The sequence below is a fragment of the Streptomyces sp. NPDC051738 genome, assembly GCF_044453205.1.
Lineage (GTDB): Bacteria > Actinomycetota > Actinomycetes > Streptomycetales > Streptomycetaceae > Streptomyces.
On the sequence record NZ_JBITCM010000006.1, the window covers coordinates 503,378 to 520,167 of the forward strand.

General features: G+C 68.8%; 12 protein-coding genes and 1 pseudogene. 7 read left to right on the top strand and 6 right to left on the bottom strand.

Annotation, left to right across the window (positions count from 1 at the left end):
* Positions 1-31: 31 nt before the first annotated feature.
* The gene (locus ACIA8X_RS17600) at positions 32-2,929 is read left to right on the top strand and encodes a non-ribosomal peptide synthetase (protein ID WP_399458633.1); all 2,898 of its coding nucleotides are present in this window, start codon (positions 32-34) and stop codon (positions 2,927-2,929) included.
* A gap of 32 nt (positions 2,930-2,961) precedes the next feature.
* Here ACIA8X_RS17600 and ACIA8X_RS17605 read toward each other — a convergent pair whose 3' ends face one another.
* The 4 genes from ACIA8X_RS17605 to ACIA8X_RS17620 form a co-directional block, all read right to left on the bottom strand.
* A complete protein-coding gene (locus ACIA8X_RS17605) occupies positions 2,962-3,984 on the bottom strand; it encodes a LacI family DNA-binding transcriptional regulator (RefSeq protein ID WP_399458634.1) in 1,023 nt (340 codons plus the stop codon).
* A 76-nt stretch (positions 3,985-4,060) separates the two neighbouring features.
* Positions 4,061-4,897, bottom strand: a complete 837-nt coding sequence (locus tag ACIA8X_RS17610; protein ID WP_048582827.1) for an ATP-binding cassette domain-containing protein — start codon at positions 4,895-4,897, stop codon at positions 4,061-4,063.
* Positions 4,894-5,907, bottom strand: a complete 1,014-nt coding sequence (locus ACIA8X_RS17615) for an ABC transporter permease (protein ID WP_393459691.1) — start codon at positions 5,905-5,907, stop codon at positions 4,894-4,896. Before ACIA8X_RS17615 ends, ACIA8X_RS17610 begins: the two co-directional genes overlap by 4 nt.
* Before the next feature lie 137 nt (positions 5,908-6,044).
* The gene (locus ACIA8X_RS17620) at positions 6,045-7,061 is read right to left on the bottom strand and encodes a sugar ABC transporter substrate-binding protein (protein WP_399458635.1); all 1,017 of its coding nucleotides are present in this window, start codon (positions 7,059-7,061) and stop codon (positions 6,045-6,047) included.
* Positions 7,062-7,307: 246 nt separating this feature from the next.
* On the opposite strand from ACIA8X_RS17620, the gene ACIA8X_RS17625 reads away from it, so the two are divergent.
* From ACIA8X_RS17625 to ACIA8X_RS17635, 3 genes are all read left to right on the top strand, one after another.
* Positions 7,308-8,270 carry a carbohydrate kinase gene (locus ACIA8X_RS17625; RefSeq protein ID WP_399458636.1) on the top strand — a complete coding sequence of 321 codons (963 nt, stop codon included), beginning with the start codon at positions 7,308-7,310 and terminating at the stop codon, positions 8,268-8,270.
* A 222-nt stretch (positions 8,271-8,492) separates the two neighbouring features.
* Positions 8,493-11,054 (top strand): GH32 C-terminal domain-containing protein, encoded by a 2,562-nt coding sequence (locus tag ACIA8X_RS17630; protein WP_393459683.1) that lies wholly within the window; start codon positions 8,493-8,495, stop codon positions 11,052-11,054.
* A gap of 28 nt (positions 11,055-11,082) precedes the next feature.
* Positions 11,083-11,376 (top strand): putative quinol monooxygenase, encoded by a 294-nt coding sequence (locus ACIA8X_RS17635; RefSeq protein WP_393459680.1) that lies wholly within the window; start codon positions 11,083-11,085, stop codon positions 11,374-11,376.
* A gap of 583 nt (positions 11,377-11,959) precedes the next feature.
* Here the strand turns inward: ACIA8X_RS17635 and ACIA8X_RS17640 are convergent.
* Both ACIA8X_RS17640 and ACIA8X_RS17645 read right to left on the bottom strand, forming a co-directional pair.
* Positions 11,960-12,298 carry a thioredoxin family protein gene (locus ACIA8X_RS17640; RefSeq protein ID WP_399458637.1) on the bottom strand — a complete coding sequence of 113 codons (339 nt, stop codon included), beginning with the start codon at positions 12,296-12,298 and terminating at the stop codon, positions 11,960-11,962.
* Positions 12,299-12,520: 222 nt separating this feature from the next.
* Entirely contained in the window at positions 12,521-13,660 is a 1,140-nt protein-coding gene (locus ACIA8X_RS17645; RefSeq protein ID WP_393459674.1) for a PucR family transcriptional regulator, read from the bottom strand.
* 86 nt (positions 13,661-13,746) lie between these two features.
* On the opposite strand from ACIA8X_RS17645, the gene ACIA8X_RS17650 reads away from it, so the two are divergent.
* The 3 genes and pseudogenes from ACIA8X_RS17650 to ACIA8X_RS17660 form a co-directional block, all read left to right on the top strand.
* Positions 13,747-14,802: a ferredoxin reductase gene (locus ACIA8X_RS17650; RefSeq protein ID WP_399458638.1), complete on the top strand. Its 1,056-nt coding sequence runs from the start codon at positions 13,747-13,749 to the stop codon at positions 14,800-14,802.
* A gap of 7 nt (positions 14,803-14,809) precedes the next feature.
* Complete coding sequence (locus ACIA8X_RS17655) at positions 14,810-15,928, top strand: fatty acid desaturase family protein (protein ID WP_399458640.1); 1,119 nt, start codon at positions 14,810-14,812, stop codon at positions 15,926-15,928.
* Between the two features lie 248 nt (positions 15,929-16,176).
* Positions 16,177-16,336, top strand: a pseudogene (locus ACIA8X_RS17660) (helix-turn-helix domain-containing protein); the annotation flags it as partial.
* Positions 16,337-16,790 lie beyond the last annotated feature (454 nt).

Sequence of the window (16,790 nt, forward strand, 5' to 3'; positions counted from 1 at the left end):
CCCTTCTTGGCGCACCGACAGGAGTTCTCCGATGGCGACAGCCCACTGGTCCGTGCCGCTGCAGTGCTACGAGCAGGCCGCCATGTGCCACAGCTTGACGGTCAGGTGCCCGCAGCCACCCAGCAGTAGTGAGCTTCGGCGACGGTTGGAACAGGTCGGCGAACTCGCCGAAGGCGTGCTGTGGGAACGGCGCACCCGGGAGCGCTCGACGGCACCGGCGGCACAGCAGTACGCGGAACAGGAAGCCCGCCGGCCGCTGCGCGCCATTTCCGGTCCGCGGCTGCGCATCACGCTCGTGCGGCATACGGACGACGTCGCCGATCTGGTGCTGGTCGCCGCCCGTGACGCCCTGTCCCGGGCGGCACTGAGCGACTTGGCCGGGTTCCTCACCGGCGGTTCCCTGCCCCGGGCAGGTCGGCATGGCACCGCGCGTGAAACGAGCGGGGCGGGCGCCGCCCCACTCGCGGGGCCGGAGTGGGGCCTCGGTAACCTCGCGCGCCGCGGTCTCGTCGGCGCGGCCCGTTTCTCTACGACGGTCTGCGAAAACCCGGTGGACCAGAAGCTGTTGATTTCCGCGACCGCCATCGTCCTGGCCCGGTACGACGCCGAGGAGACACCGCAGATCGCCCTGCTCGATCCCGACGCGGCAGGACCGGAAGCGTTGTCCAAGTATGTCCTCAAGTACGACGAGACCATGTCCGTCGCCGGTTTCCTCGCCGGTGGGCCCGAGACACCGGAGCCGGCCGGTGAACCGGCGACAGAACTCGGGGGTGGCCTCGCGATTCCTGTGGGCATGGTCTTCGGCGAGTGGGACGACGCGCGGCAGTACCACCCCTGCCTCGCGCCCGTCTTCCCCCTCACGCTCCAGGCCGAGCAGCGCCCGGACCGGTCCTGGAGCGGCACCTGCTGGTACGACGAGGGTGCGATCGATCCGCGGATCGCGCGCGCCTTCGCCGAGCAAGTGGCCTATGTCGCACAGTGGTTGGCGGATCTGGGCGAGTCCGGGGAAGAACTGCCGCTGTCGGCCACCCCCCTGATGCCGGCCGAACGCGCCGCGGACATCGTGCGGCGGGGAGCGACTCCTGCGGTCGCCGCGACCCCCACGGCCGGTTCGACTGTCCACGGGCGCTTCGAGGACCTGGTACGCCGCCATCCGGACGCGGTCGGCGTCACGGACGGCACTCGCACTCTGACCTATCGCCAGCTCGATGAGCAGGCCGAACTCATGGCCGAGGGGCTGCGCTCCTCGGGGGCGGTGCCGGGGAGCATGGTCGGCGTGTGCCTGGAGCGCGACGCGACCCTCGTCGTCACCTTGCTCGCGATCCTCAAGTCCGGCTGCGCCTACGTACCCCTGGACGTCGAGTATCCGCACGAGCGCCTGCGTTACACGGTCGGCAGCGCCGGGGTGCGCGTCGTTGTCGCCGCAGCCGACGTGTTCCCGGTCGTCGAGGGCGTTCGGTCCGTGCCCCCCGAGGAGCTGCTCCGGCTCGGCGAGCGGAGCGTCTCCCGCGGCCGGACCACACCCTGCGACGAGAACGACCCCGCCTACATCATCTACACGTCCGGATCGACGGGGCGGCCCAAGGGCGTCGTCGTCCCGCACCGCAACGTGCTGGCCCTGGTCGAGGGCACGGCCGAGGACTTCGGGCTGGGTGCGGACGACGTCTGGACGATGTTCCACTCCAGCGCTTTCGACTTCTCCGTGTGGGAGATCTGGGGCTGTCTGCTGACCGGCGGGCAACTCGTGGTGGTGCCCTTCTGGATCACGCGGGACACGGGGGAGTTCCACGCACTGCTCGCCGAACGACGCGTCACCGTGCTCAACCAGACGCCCTCCGCCTTCCTGCCTCTCGTCGCACAGGACCGGGAATCGCCCGCCGAGCTCGCGGTGCGCCTGGTGATCTTCGGCGGTGAGCCGCTGGACGCCCGTGAGCTGCTGCCCTGGTTCGCCCGCCACCCGCAGGCGGAGTGCCGTCTGGTCAACATGTTCGGGATCACGGAGACCACCGTGCACGTGACGGCGCAGACCGTGACGCCTCAGGCGGCTCTGCAGGGGAGCCGGTCGGTGGGCCCGGCGCTCCCCGGCTGGTCGGTGTCCGTACGTGGACCGCGAGGAGAGGTTCTGCCGGTGGGAGCGGCGGGCGAGATCTGGGTCGGCGGGGCTGGAGTCGCCCGTCACTACCAGGGGCAGCCGGAGCTCACGGCGCGACGTTTCGTCATCGACCCGGTGACCGGTGAGCGGATCTACCGCAGTGGCGACAAGGGCCGCATGAGGCCCGACGGGTGCCTGGAACACCTGGGCAGGATCGACAGCCAGGTGAAGATCCGCGGGTACCGGATCGAGCCGGACGAGATCCGCAACGTCCTGCTCGGAGCACCGTCGGTCTCCGGGGCGACCGTCGTCGTCCACCACGACGAGGGTGGCGATCGAGCAGCCGACCGGCTGGATGCCTACGTAGTGCTCAAGAGGGGCACGACAGTGGCCATGGTTGCGGAGCATGCCAGGCAGCTTCTGCCCGACTACATGGTCCCGGCAACGGTCACAGAACTCGATGCCATCCCTTTGACGATCAACGGGAAGGTCGATGTCGCACAGCTCCCCGCACCGACTGCCGCTCGGCCGGCCGTGGCGGAGTCCCCGGATCCCGTCGAGATCGGGTCCGCCGACCGGCTGGAGCGTGACATGCTGGACATCTGGAGCCGGCACCTGGGTACGCAGGTAGGCCCTGAGGACAACTTCTTCGCGCTGGGCGGCAACTCGCTCCTGGTCGTCCGCGTACTGGCCGAGGCCAAGGAGCTCGGTGCACCGAAGATCGCCGTGCGGGATTTCTACCGGAACTCCTTCGCACGACAGTTCATCCAACTGGTCAGGGAGCGGATCACTCTCGCTTCCGACGCCCCGGCTGCCACTGGTAGCGCGCGGAGCTGACCTCGTCGCAGGGACGGGACCGGTGACAGCGCCTACCGCTTGGGCGCGGCCTGCTCACCCGAGCCTCGGACGATCAGTCGGGTGGGAACAGTGATGGTGCGGGCGCGGGTGCGGTCGCCGTCGAGTCGGGTCAGGGCGGTGGTCGCCGCAGTCTTGCCGAGTTCTTCCGGGTCCTGGGCGACGACCGTCAGAGCCGGCTCGAGTGCTTCGGCGAGCGGCAGGTCGTCGAAGGCGACGACGGCGACGTCCTTGCGTTTGCTGCGGGCGAGTTCGGCGACTATCCCCAGCGCCATGATGTTGTTGCCGGCGAACAGGGCCGTGGGGGGATCGGCCAGGCCGAGGAGTTGGGCGGTCGCGGCCTCGGCACCTTGCTGGTCGTGGGCATTGGTGACCAGCGAGCGGTCGTAGGAGATGTCGGCCTCCTGCAGCGCCGAGCGATAGCCCGCCAGGCGCTCGCGGCGCGTGTACAGCTTCACCGGCAGGTCACCGACGAAGCCGATGCGCCGGTGGCCGTGGGCGATGAGGTGGGCGACACCGTCGTGGGCTCCGGCACGGTTGGAGCTGACGATGCTGTCCGTGGCGAGGCCGACTCCGGGTCGGTCGAGGAAGATCACGGGCAGTCCCGCCGTACGGTGGGACTTGAGGTGGGAGTGGTCGGCGCCGACGGACGGTACGACGATCAGGATGCTGACGCGGCGGGCGAGGAACTTGTCCGTCAGGGCGCGTTCGCGTTCGGGGTCGTCCGCCGACGAGCCCATGAGCAGGGTCAGTCCGCGGTCGCGGACCGTGTCCTCGATGCTCCGGGCCACGGCCCCGAAGAAGGGGTTCCCGAGGTCCGGGATGACCAGCCCGACCGTGGTGTCGGGCCCGCCGACGCGGATGTTGCGGGCCATGAGGTTCGGCTGGAAGCCGAGCTTGGCCACCGCGGCGAGCACCTGTTCCCTGGTCTGGGCGGAGGCGGGCCCGTCCTCGTTGAGGACGCGGGAGACCGTCTTGGCGCTGACGCCCACTTCTCGGGCGACATCGGCCAGGGTGGGGCGGCGGTTCGCTGCCATGGAGGAAACCGTCTCCTGAGGGCTCTCGGTTCCGGCCGCGGCCTCGGCCGGAAACTGCGAGAGCTGGGTCGTGCTGTCAGGTGGCCTGGACTCCGGCGGCCTTCGCCGCCTCGGAATCCGCTACGACAGTATCTCCGGCCGCATCGACGGTGAGAGCGCCGGTCATGATGGCGACGACCTCGGCCATGGAGTAGTCGGAGGGCTTGATCACGGCGGCGCGCCGGCCGAGGCGGTGGACGTGGATCCGGTCGGCGATCTCGAAGACGTGCGGCATGTTGTGGCTGATCAGGACGACCGGCATGCCCTTGTCCCGGACCCGGCGTATGAGGTCCAGGACCTGACCGGACTCCTTGACGCCGAGCGCGGCTGTGGGCTCGTCCATGACGACGACACTGCGGGCCCAGGCCACGGAACGGGCGACCGCGACCGCCTGCCGCTGTCCGCCGGAGAGCGTCTCGACCGCCTGCGTCAGCGAGCGCAGACCGATCTTCAGGTCGGCCATGTGCTCGGCGGCCTCCTGGCGCATGCGCTTCTTGTCCAGCATGCGGAAGACGTTGCCGAGGACGCCGGGGCGGCGGAGTTCCCGCCCGAGGAACATGTTCGAGGCGATGTCCATGGAGGCGGCCACGGCGAGGTCCTGATAGACCGTCTCGATGCCGTGGGCACGGGCACTCTGCGGACCGGAGAACTGGATCGGCTTGCCGTTGAGGCGTATCTCGCCCGCGTCGGGGACCACCGCACCGGTGAGCGCCTTGATCAGGCTGGTCTTGCCCGCTCCGTTGTCGCCGATGACGGCGAGGACCTCGCCGGGCAGGAGGTCGAAGTCGGCACCGTCGATGGCGGTGACGTGGCCGTAGCGCTTGACCAGACCGCGGGCCTGAAGGACAGGGGTGGGGGAGGAGGTGGCGGTCATCGGGCCTTCTTCCGGGAGAGCTGGTCGACGGTCACCGCGAGGATCACCAGGACGCCGGTGATCAGGGTCTGGTAGATGGACGCGACGCCCATCAGCTGCAGACCGTTGCGGAAGACACCCACGATGAGGACGCCGATGAAGGTGCCCAGGACCGAGCCGCGTCCGCCGAAGAGGCTGGTGCCACCGAGGACCACGGCGGTGATGCTGTCGAGGTTGTCGGTCTGCCCGGCCTGCGGGTCGCCGACTCCGGTGCGGGAGATGAGCAGCAGGGCGGCGATGCCGTAGAGGATCCCCGCCACGGTGTAGATGCCGATGGTCAGGCGGGAGGTGCGGATGCCGTTCAGCCGCGCCGCTTCCTGGCTGTTGCCCAGGGCGTACACGTGCCGGCCCCAGCCGGTGTTGCTCAGCGCGTAGGCGAGGAGGAGGAACAGGGCGATGGTGACGAGGGAGCCGTAGGTGATGTCGGTGTGGCCGAGGGGGAAGGTCTCGCCGAGCGCCGTCAGCGGGCCCGGCAGGTTGGTGACCGTCTGCTCCTCGGAGTAGATGTGGGTCAGCGCGAAGGCCACGTTGAGCATGCCGAGGGTGACGATGAACGGCGGCAGCGGGATCTTCTGCACCAACAGCCCGTTGAGCAGCCCGAATCCGCCGCAGACGACCAGGCCGAGGGCGATGGCGGCGAGCGGGGGCAAAGAGCCCTCGGCGGCCATCTTGGCGATCACGATGCTGCCGAACGCCATCACGGCACCGCACGACAGGTCGATGCCCGCGGTCAGGATGATCAGGGTCTGTCCGATGGCGAGGGTGCCCACGACCATGACCTGCTGCACGATCAGCGAGAAGTTCCCGCCGGTCAGGAACTGGTCGGTCGAGAAGGAGAAGAAGGCACAGGCCAGGAGGAGGGCGACCAGGGGGCCGGTGGTCGGTGCCGTGAGCAGTCGGCGGGCCGTGGTCGGTGCTTTGAGCTCGGCGTACGGCGAGGACGTGCCCGGGGGTGTGGTCGTGGCTGTCATGCGAGGTCCTTGTCGGAAGACAGTGGTCGTTGTCCTTCCTGGACGGAGGACAAGAGGACGAACGGGCGGCCGTCCCCCGGTCAGGGAGAAAGGGACGGCCGCCCCGCTGAGAGGGGCGTACGGATCAGGCGGCCGGCTCAGCCCCAGCAGTTCTCCAGGCCGTACACGGTGTCCTTCGACGTGACGCCGTCCTGCGCCTTGTCGCTGATCAGCGTGACGCCGGTGTCGGTGTAACCGGACGCCTTCTTGCCGTCCTTGGCGTACGCGACGACAGCCTTGACGCCCTCGGCGGCCATCTTCAGCGGGTACTGCTGAGACGTGGCGGCGATCTTGCCGTCCTTGACGGCCTGGGTGCCGGTGCAGCCGCCGTCCACGGAGACGATCAGTACGTCCTTCTCCCGGCCCTTGGCCTTCAGCGCGGTGTACGCGCCCAGGGCCGCCGGCTCGTTGATGGTGTAGACGACGTTGATGCCGGGCTCCTTCTGGAGACAGTTCTCCATCGCCGTCTGGCCCTTGGCCTGGTCGCCACCGGTGTCCTGGGCGCAGGCGACGTCCTTGTCGGTGGCGCCGAAGCCCTTGAGGAAACCGTTGTGCCGCTGGACGCCGACGGAGACGCCCGGCGCCAGGTCGAGGGCGGCTATCTTCGCCGTCTTGCCCTTCATCGCGGCCTTGGCGTACTCGCCGATCAGCTCGCCGGCCTTGAGGTTGTCGGTGGCGAAGAGGGCGTCGACCGCGCTCTCCGGGTCGGTCGGGGTGTCCAGGGCGATGACCAGGACGCCCTTGGCGCGGGCCTTCTCGAGCGCGGGCACGATGGCCTTGGAGTCGCTCGGGGTGATCAGGATGCCCTTGACCCCGGCGGCGACCATGTTCTCGATGGCGGTGACCTGACCGGCGTTGTCCCCGTCGAACTTGCCCGCCGCGGTGGACAGTTGGGCACCGTTCTCCTTGGCGGCCTTCTCCGCGCCCTCCTTCATCTTCACGAAGAACGGGTTGGTGTCGGTCTTGGTGATCAGACCGACCTTGATGCTGCCCGATCCGGCGCTCGTGGTGCCCGATCCGGATCCGGATCCACAGGCGGTCAGGGTGAGGGCCGCGACGCCCGTGCAAGCGGCGGCTCTGAGCAAGGAGGAGGGCAGACGAGAGATGCGTGACATGAACGACTCCTGCGGGATTGCGGGCGAGCGGCCGGCATCGAGGCATGCCGTCCCGAGGTGTCATCGTTGACTTATGTCATCGTTGACACTTCTTGGCGAGGATGATGGACTCCGCCTCCAGGCAACGTCAATGCCTTGCACCCGTCACAAATCGGCAACGCGCGGGGCGGTCGCCCGCCCGAAGCCGCTCATCGACTGCCCGCGACGTGCCCGTTCTGCCAGCACGTACCAAGAGAAGAGCAGCCCATGACCCAGCCTCGGATCACCGTCCTGGGAGAGTGCGTCGCCGACGCGTTCACCGAACCCGCGAGTGCCCGGAACGAACTCGCTCTGCGTGTGCTGCCGGGCGGCGGACCTGCCAACACGGCTGTGGCCCTGGCCCGGCTGGGCACGCCGGCCCGCTTCCTCGCGCGGCTGTCCGGCGACGTGTTCGGCCGCCTCTTCCGAGCCCACCTGGAGGCATCCGGGGTGGACCTGTCGGACGCCGTCGAGGCCACCGAGCCCAGCACGCTGGCCGTGGCCGAGCTGGACACCCAGGGCCAGGCCACGTTCTCCTTCCACGCGCAGGCCACCGCCGACTGGCAGTGGACGAGCGCGGAACTGGCCGGGGTGGACCTGGCCGACACCGCATGCGTACACACTGGGTCCCTGGCCCTGGTCGAGGAACCCGGAGCGGCGGTGGTGGAAGGCTTCCTGGCGGCGGCCGCCCCTCACGCGACCATCAGCATCGACCCCAACGTCCGGCCGCTGCTCGTACACCCCGACGTCTACCGCGCCCGACTGACGCACTGGTGCACCCTCGCCGACGTGCTCCGGCTGAGCGAGGACGACCTGGAACTCCTGCTGCCGGGCACGCCGCCCGAGCAGGCGTGCGACATCTGGCACGCGGCTGGGGCGCGGCTCGTCGTGATCACGCGCGGTGCCGACGGCGCCTTGGCCTCGCTCGACGGCGAACGGGTCCAGGTGCCCGCCGTGTCGACGAGCGTCGCCGACACGGTCGGGGCAGGTGACTCCTTCACCGCCGGACTGCTGCACCACCTCGGCGCTCGCGGGCTTCTGGGTGGTCGGCTGACGGAAGCCCGCTTGGACGACGTCGAGGAAGCCTGCGGCTTCGGCACTCGCGTCGCGGCGCTGACCTGCTCTGTTGTCGGTCCCAACCCGCCGTGGCAGAGCCAGCTGGCGCAGCTCGCCGCGGTCGACCGCGCCTGACGGGCGAGCATGCCGCTCAACAGGGCTTCACGGCCGAACCGTTGACGCATTGGCCGGATTGCCCCCATCATCGGGCCACTCGATGTCATCGATGACACAAGTCAACGATGACACCCCTTGCCGATGCCGTGGACGACGGCGCCGACAAGGGCGTCACTTTTCGCCGGAACCGCGCCGGGCAGCAGGCTTCGTTGCGCGGACGGCCGCAGCACAGGAGACGCCATGAGCTCTGGACGTGTATCCCGGCATGCCCGCATACGGATGATCGCGGCGGTGGCGACCGTCTGCGCCCTGTCGGCGGCCCCGCTCGCGCCCCAGGCCGTAGCCGCCGACAGCCCGCCGTACTCCGAGACCTACCGCCCCCAGTTCCACTACACGCCGGACAAGAACTGGATGAACGACCCCAACGGTCTCGTGTACTTCGAGGGCGAGTACCACCTCTTCTACCAGTACAACCCCAACGGCACCTCGTGGGGAGACATGTCCTGGGGGCACGCGGTCAGCAAGGACCTCGTGCACTGGAAGGAACTGCCGCTCGCCCTGTCGCACGACGACAACGAGATGGTGTTCTCCGGCAGCGCGGTCGTCGACCGGGACAACACCACCGGCTTCGGCACGAAGAAGAACCCGGCCATGGTGGCGATCTACACCAGCCTCAACAAGTCCACGGGCGTCCAGGCGCAGTCGCTCGCCTACAGCACCGACCGTGGCCGTACCTGGACCAAGTACCAGGGCAATCCCGTCATCGACATCGGCTCCAAGGACTTCCGCGACCCCAAGGTCCAGTGGTACGCGCCGACCAAGAGCTGGCTGATGACGGTGTCGCTGTCCGCCGAGCGCAAGGTGCGGTTCTACACCTCCAAGAACCTCAAGGACTGGAAACTGCAGAGCGAGTTCGGGCCGGCCGGCGCGACCGGTGGCGTGTGGGAGTGCCCCGACCTGATCCCCCTCGCGGTCGACGGGGACAAGAAGAAGATCAAGTGGGTCCTGGTCGTCAACATCAACCCCGGTGGTATCGCGGGCGGTTCGGCCGCCCAGTACTTCGTCGGCGACTTCGACGGCAAGAAGTTCACCGCCGACGACAAGGGCACGTACACACCGCCCACCGGCACGGTGGTGCAGGACTTCGAGGGCACGGACTTCGGTTCGTGGACGACCACGGGCAGCGCGTTCGGCCAGGCGCCGGCAGCCGGGGCGGTGGACGGTCAGGGAACCGTCGACGGCTTCGACGGCAAGGGCCTCGCCAACAGCTTCCACTCGGGTGACGGCGCCACCGGCACCCTCACCTCGCCCGAATTCACGGTCGACAGCTCCTACCTGAACTTCAAGGTCGGCGGCGGGCGGCACCCGCACGAGCCCGGAACCGTCATGGAGCAGGGACCGCTGCCGGAGGGCACCGTCCTCGCCGACTTCGAAGGCGGCAGCTACGGCGACTGGACGACGACCGGAGACGCCTTCGGCTCGGCACCGGCCACCGGCACCCTTCCCAACCAGCAGGAAGTCTCCGGATTCCGGGGCAGCGGCCTGGTCAACAGCTACCTGAACGGCGACTCCACGACCGGCACCCTCACCTCGCCGGAATTCACCATCGACAAGGACTACGTCAACTTCCTCGTCGGCGGCGGCAACCACCCCGTCGGCTCCGACAACCCCACCGCCGTCGAGCTTCTCGTCGGCGGCCAGGTGGTGCGCAGCACGACCGGAAGGGACGGCGAGGCGCTCAACTGGGCCTCCTGGGACGTCAAGGACCTCGTCGGCAAGAAGGCACAGATCAAGATCGTCGACGACAACACAGGCGGCTGGGGCCACCTCAACGTCGACCACATCATGCTGTCCGACACCGCGGCCCAGCCCGTCTCCCAGGAGACGTCCGTCAACCTGATCGTCGACGGCCAGGTCGTCCGCAGCGCCACCGGCGCCAACAGCGAGACCCTGGACTGGGCCTCCTTCGACCTGCGCCCCTACGCCGGCAAGAAGGCGAAGATCCAGATCGTCGACATGAACCAAGCCGGCTGGGGCCACCTCCTTGCCGACCAGTTCACCGAAGCCGACACCGCCGCCAAGTCCGTCGTACAGCGCGCCGACTGGGCCGACTACGGCAAGGACTACTACGCGGCCGTGTCCTGGGAGGACGCACCGGGCGGCAAGCGGTACATGATCGGCTGGATGAACAACTGGGACTACAGCGGCGCCATCCCCACCTCCCCCTGGCGCGGAGCGCAGAGCGTCCCCCGGGAGATGGCCCTGCGTACGGTCAACGGCCGGATCCGGCTGACCAGCAAGCCGGTCAGCAGCCTGGAGTCCCTACGGAAGACGCGCCCGGCGACAGCGTCCGGCGTAACCGTCAAGAGCACTACGAAGACCTTGATCGGCCCCGCGGCCCAGGGCAAGGCCCTCGACATCGAGGCGACCTTCTCCCTCAAGGACGCCGCCCGCTTCGGTCTGAAGGTGCGTACCGGCGCCGGGGGAGAGGAGACCGTCATCGGCTACGACACCACGACACAGGAGCTGTACGTCGACCGCACCCACTCCGGCGCCGTCGACTTCAACAGCACCTTCCCCGGCGTCCAGACCGCGCCTCTGAAGGCGAAGAACGGCAAGGTGAAGCTGCGGATCCTCGTCGACTGGTCGTCCGTCGAGGTTTTCGGCGGCAGCGGCGAGGCCGTCATCACCGACCAGATCTTCCCCGACCCCGCCAGCCAGGGAGTGCAGATCTTCGCCGAGGGCGGCTCGGTGAAGCTGGACCAGGCCAGCGTCTGGCACCTCGACTCCTACCGCGACTGACGCCTGCAACGGACAAGGACATGAGAACGTGAAGAAGACCCTGCTCGCCGAGTTCACCGCCCGTGAGGGAGCGGAGGCCGAGGTCGCCCGCATGATCCGGGACTACGCCCTGAAGGTGCGAGAGGAAGAAGGCAACATCGCCTTCGACGTCTACACCAAGGCAGCCGCCCCGCGCGCCTTCTGGATCTTCGAGGTGTACCGCGACGAGGACGCCTTCCAAGCGCACCTGAAGGCACCGTACGGCGGCCCGTTCAACGAGGCGCTCGTCCCGCTGATCGAGGAAGACGCCTCAGTGCTGACCTTCCTCGATCCGGTGACCTGACCTGACCTCGCCCGATCCGGTGACTGACGTCGGCCGGGCCCGCGTCGCGGGCCCGGTACCGGCGCATCGTCATGCTGCTGTCCGGTCAGGCGATCGCCACGGTGGCCCTCCTGGCCCTCCTGGCCTTCCCTCCGACCCCGGAACGCGAAGTCGTGCCGGACGTTTTGCGGTGCAGCGCCCGTGACACCTGGCCACATGGGGCGCGCGGGGTACGTGGAGGCGGTCCTGTCATGCCCGCTGCTCTTTTGTGCTCCGTGCGTCCCCGTTCGTCAGGGGGGTGCGGTCGTGCCCGGCGGGAATTGATGGGCGTACGGGCGAAATGCACCTTCCCTTTCCGGCCCTTTCCGGCAGAGGCGATGAAGGCCGGGCCGCCCGAGGATCGCGATCGGACGAAAGTCGGCGGCAGGTCATGGCAGCACAGGCGGAACTCCTGGAGTGGCGGCTGCCGGACGCGGCCGCGATCGACTGCGTTATGTGACCTGTGGGGGTGTCTCAGCCCCAAAGGTGTCTCAGGCGGCCCAGCTCCCATGGACGAGACGTGACGGGCGTCGCGGCCACGTTCCGCAGCGGCCGCTCAGGCCGCTCAGAGGTGGCCGTCCAGGAACTCCCGTACCTCGGCGATGGTCATGGGCCCCGTGCCGTGCGCCACCGCCTCTCCCTCCTTCAGTAGGACGTAGGACGGGGCTCCGGTGATCCCGTATCGCTCGGTTGCCGCCGGACAACGCGTGATGTCGGCGCGGACGGCCGTCAGGCGGCCCGTGTAGTCGTCGGCGATGCGACCCACGACGAGGTCCATCACCCGGCAGGGCTCGATTGCCTTGGGCCATGTCCCGGTGAAGTATGCGAGGACCGGAACTTCGCTCATCCCGAGGATGAAATTGAACTCCGCGTCCTCACGGGGTCGGTGAACCCGCTTCGTCATGGAAGCTCCTGCCCTCACGTTCCGTCATTCCATCCCCATCATCCCTCGCACGGTGTGCCAGGCCAGCCCGGTCGGTCGCCCGGTTGACCTGTAGGAAGGGAGGCGCGGGGCCGTCGCAGAACCACGGTGTCGGGGGCGCTGCCTCTGAGAATGATGGCACCGAGAACGACGCACGATTCCTGGACCGCTCGCGGACGCGGTCGTGGACGGTCGAAGTACGCGTCAGCCGGCCCGAAGACCGACCGCCAGCGTCAGTTCGAGGACCCGGTGTGGCGATGCGAGATCCGGAAACAGCTCCCGCAGCTGCGACATCCGGTACCGGACCGTCTGGGGATGGACGAACAATGCCGCCGCCACCTCGTCCCGCCTGCCCTGGTGCAGCAGCCACGCCCGCAACGTCTCCTCCAGCCGCCGTGCGGTCGCGACAGGCAAGGTCCGCAACGGTGCGAGGGCTCGGGCACGCAGGTCTGCGAACGCGTCCACGTCGGCGCTCAGCACAAGCTCGGGCAGGTGGTCCTCGGTGTCGCGGATATCAGGGGAGAGGGAGCGGGCGCGTACGGCTCGTGCGTAGGAGGCGGACGCTCGAGTCCATGGCCGGGCCGGGCCGACCACGGCGGTGCGGTCGGTCAGCTGCCGCAAGAGATGCGATCGGTCGGCATCGGGGACGAGCAGCACACCGGTGGCGTCCGGCAGATCGTCGAGGACGAGGGTGCTCGGGTCGAGCGTGCGGTAGGCAGGCCGGGCCTGGGCGGCGGGCAGCAGGACCGCGGTCAGCGAGACCGGAGGCTGCCACCCGGCCCTTTGAGCAGAGACCAGCAGCACGTCCGGGCTCGCACTGGCGAGGAGGTCGCGAGCCAGGTGCTCCAGGTGGCGCTCGTGATCCCTGCCCCGGGCGGCCAGTTCGTCGGCGTGGCCCGCGGCGCTCGCGGCGGAGAGCTCGTCGATGTAGGCGAAGGTCAGCTCGGCGAACTTGGCGACCTCGGCGGCGGGCAGACCTGCGGGTACGGCACCTGCTGCCAGGCATCGCCAGGCCACGCGGGCGCCGACGCGGTAGGCGCTGAGCAGGGCGTCCATCGAACGGCCGTCGCGGACCTCGCCGCGGCCCAGCTCGTAGGCCGCGTCGCCGCCGTCGCCGCTTGTGGCGTTCCCGCTCGCGAGGTCCAGGTAGTGCCCCAGGGCGGTGCGGACGGCTCGGCGGATGGTGGCGCCCATGTGGCCCGAGAGGGCGTTGGCATAGGGAGGGACCTCGTCGATGATCGCCTGGACGACCTCGTCGGCGGTGGCCTTCAGCGCAGCCCGAAGTACTGTGACCGTCGTCTCATCCAGGGCCAGTTCACTGGCCCTCCGGATTGCATGGCTCATGTTTTATTCCCTGCGAACAATTCAGCAGGCCAGAATTACGTCCTGCGGTCAGGACTTTACGCCCTGAGGCACAGCAAGCTGGAGCCATGACGAGTACAGCCCTCCGCAGCAGGGCGTGGAAACTACTGGAGATGGTCACGACGCCGCTGCTGCCGTCTGACTACCTCGACCTGGTCAGCCCGTTGCGTGCGGGTGCTGACCTGCGGGGGCGCATCGAGGCCGTGCACCCCGAGACGGGGGACGCCGCGACCATCGTGATCAGACCGGGACGGGGCTGGCGCGGCCACACAGCGGGTCAGTACGTGCGGATCGGAGTCGACGTCGACGGGGTGCGCCTGTGGCGTGCCTACTCGCTCACCTCGCCGACAACCCGCCAGGACGGCCGCGTCACGATCACCGTGAAGGCGATCCCGGACGGCAAGGTCAGCAACCACCTGGTCCGCAGGGCGAAACCGGGCACGCTGATCCAGCTCGACCAGCCGACCGGTGACTTCGTGCTGCCGCAGGCCAAGCCCGCCAAGGTGCTCTACCTGACGGCCGGAAGCGGCATCACGCCCGTGATGGGCATGCTGCGCGACACCGAGTTCGACGACGTCGTCATGGTCCACTGCGCGCCCCAGCCGCACGACGTGATCTTCCGCAACGAACTGCACGACCTGGTCGCGGACAAGAAGCTGCGGCTCACCGAGGTGCACACCGACACGGACGGCATGCTCGACATCGCCCGTCTCGACGAACTCGTGCCCGACTGGGCCGAGCGCGAGACCTGGGCCTGCGGGCCCGCGGGCCTGCTCGACGCCGCCGAAGAGCACTGGACCGAGCACGGCGTCCAAGAGCGCCTGCACACCGAACGCTTCCGCCCCAGCATCGTCGTCGCCGGCGACGGCGGCGAGGTCACGTTCAGCGCCACCGGAAAGACCGTCGATGCGGACGGCGCAACGCCGTTGCTGGACGTCGGCGAAGAGGCAGGCGTGCTCATGCCCTCCGGGTGCCGCATGGGCATCTGCTTCGGCTGCATCACGCCGCTCAAGTCGGGCGCCGTCCGCGACCTGCGCACCGGCGAGATCACCGAGGCCGAGCCGGGCGTCCTCATCCAGACCTGCGTGTCCGCCGCGGCGGGCCCCTGCGACATCGAACGGTAGGAGCACCTTGACCGCCATCGACCCGACCGCCCACCTGACCGCGGAGCAGATCGAGGAGCTCGGCCGCGAGCTGGACGCGATCCGCGACGAGGTGATCGCCGGCCGCGGCGAGAAAGACGCCGCCTACATCCGCAAGGTCATCTCGGCGCAGCGCAAGCTCGAGCTGGTCAGCAGGGGCGTGCTGCTGTTCTCGATCTTCCCGCCCGCTTGGCTGATCGGCACCGCCGGTCTGTCCGTGGCGAAGATCATGGACAACATGGAGATCGGCCACAACATCCTGCACGGCCAGTGGGACTGGATGCGGGACCCGAAGATCCACTCCACCACCTGGGAGTGGGATCACGTCTCGCCGTCCGACCAGTGGAAGCACTCGCACAACGAGCTGCACCACACGTACACCAACGTGATCGGCAAGGACAACGACCTCGGCTACGGCATCATGCGCGTCGACGAGGACCAGAAGTGGCACCCGTTCCACCTCGGCCAGCCGCTGTGGAACTTCATCAACGCCTGCTTCTTCGAGTACGGCATCGCAGCGTACGACCTGGAACTCGGCAAGAACCTGCACAAGCGCCGCCGCAAGAACCCGGAGTTCCGCGCGCGGGCCAAGGCCGTGGGCCGCAAGATCCGCAAGCAGGTGCTCAAGGACTACGTGATCCACCCGCTGCTGTCGGGCCCGTCGTTCCTCCCCACGCTCGCCGCCACGTTCACCGCGAACCTGGTCCGCAACATCTGGACCCACTCGGTGATCATGTGCGGGCACTTCCCCGAGGGCGTGCAGGTCTTCGAGCGCCGGTCGATCAAGGGCGAGACGCGCGGCCAGTGGTACCTGCGCCAGATGATGGGCTCGGCGAACATCAGCGGCAGCAAGGCCATGCACTTCATGACCGGCAACCTCTCCCACCAGATCGAACACCACCTGTTCCCGGACCTGCCGAGCAACCGGTACGCCGAGGTCGCGGTGAAGGTGCGCGCGCTGTTCGAGAAGTACGAGCTGGAGTACGTCACCGGGCCGCTGCCCAAGCAGGTGTTCTCCGCCTGGCACAAGGTCTTCCGGCTCTCGCTGCCGAACAAGAAGCCCAAGGTCAAGACGCCGGACCGCGAGCAGGAGCTCGTCGCGGCCTGATTCCCGGTATTGGTTCAGATCCTTCGGCCGTACCGGCGGCACCGCCAGGTGGGCCGGGGGTCGCGATGACCGCGAAGGAAGCCGAGCTGACCTTCGCCAAGGCGATCGGCGTGGGCCGAGTCCGCACACGCCACCGTCTGAGGACGGGTGCGGCCGGAAGCGCCGCTCCGGCCGCAGACGAGCCGCAACCGAACGGGTCCACGACAACCAGGCCCGATGCGGGTCCGGTTGGCGAACGCCGCACCCCAACCGCCCGCCGACTGTCCCTGAGCGTACGGCCACTGACCTACCGCCTGGAACGCGTCCACACGCTGACCGGCACCGACCCCACCGACCCCGCACACCGCTACCCTGCGGACCGCGGCCATCGGCGCCCGCCTGCTCGACTGGCCGACCAGACCCCTGTGATCCACAGACCTCCCCGAGCCACCGCCTGACCGACGGAAGCCGGAGCGCTCACCGTAGCGCCCCGGTGCCGGCCGGTAGTGGGTGTCGGGTGCCGGCGGAAATGGGTGCTGGGCCCGATGGTGATGCCGCAAGGCTGTGTGTGACAGTGGCATGGACCTTATGTGTCGGTTCCCCGAGAGGAGGAGCCATGACGCAGCCCGGCACCGATCCGCTACACGAAATTGCGGCGCAGACGCGGCGAAGCGATCCTCCGTTTCGCCCGCGGTCCGGAGATCAGGACGCCCGCGTCGGCCACGCTGATTCCAGCGACGGAGTGGCCTTCAGCTGCCCGTATGCCCGCCGGTCAGGGCGAACCCCTTAACGATCAAGAACCACGGCTGTCGTATCAGTTCTGCCCGGCGTTACGGGCAGGTAGCTTGGTGGAGAAGGCCCCTGTGAGGAGGGCGGTTTGATG

Coding starts and splice junctions, on each gene's coding strand:
- ACIA8X_RS17600 (WP_399458633.1), top strand. CDS start 32: ATGGCGACAGCCCACTGGTCCGTGCCGCTGCAGTGCTACGAGCAGGCC.
- ACIA8X_RS17605 (WP_399458634.1), bottom strand. CDS start 3,984: ATGGCAGCGAACCGCCGCCCCACCCTGGCCGATGTCGCCCGAGAAGTG.
- ACIA8X_RS17610 (WP_048582827.1), bottom strand. CDS start 4,897: ATGACCGCCACCTCCTCCCCCACCCCTGTCCTTCAGGCCCGCGGTCTG.
- ACIA8X_RS17615 (WP_393459691.1), bottom strand. CDS start 5,907: ATGACAGCCACGACCACACCCCCGGGCACGTCCTCGCCGTACGCCGAG.
- ACIA8X_RS17620 (WP_399458635.1), bottom strand. CDS start 7,061: ATGTCACGCATCTCTCGTCTGCCCTCCTCCTTGCTCAGAGCCGCCGCT.
- ACIA8X_RS17625 (WP_399458636.1), top strand. CDS start 7,308: ATGACCCAGCCTCGGATCACCGTCCTGGGAGAGTGCGTCGCCGACGCG.
- ACIA8X_RS17630 (WP_393459683.1), top strand. CDS start 8,493: ATGAGCTCTGGACGTGTATCCCGGCATGCCCGCATACGGATGATCGCG.
- ACIA8X_RS17640 (WP_399458637.1), bottom strand. CDS start 12,298: ATGACGAAGCGGGTTCACCGACCCCGTGAGGACGCGGAGTTCAATTTC.
- ACIA8X_RS17645 (WP_393459674.1), bottom strand. CDS start 13,660: ATGAGCCATGCAATCCGGAGGGCCAGTGAACTGGCCCTGGATGAGACG.
- ACIA8X_RS17650 (WP_399458638.1), top strand. CDS start 13,747: ATGACGAGTACAGCCCTCCGCAGCAGGGCGTGGAAACTACTGGAGATG.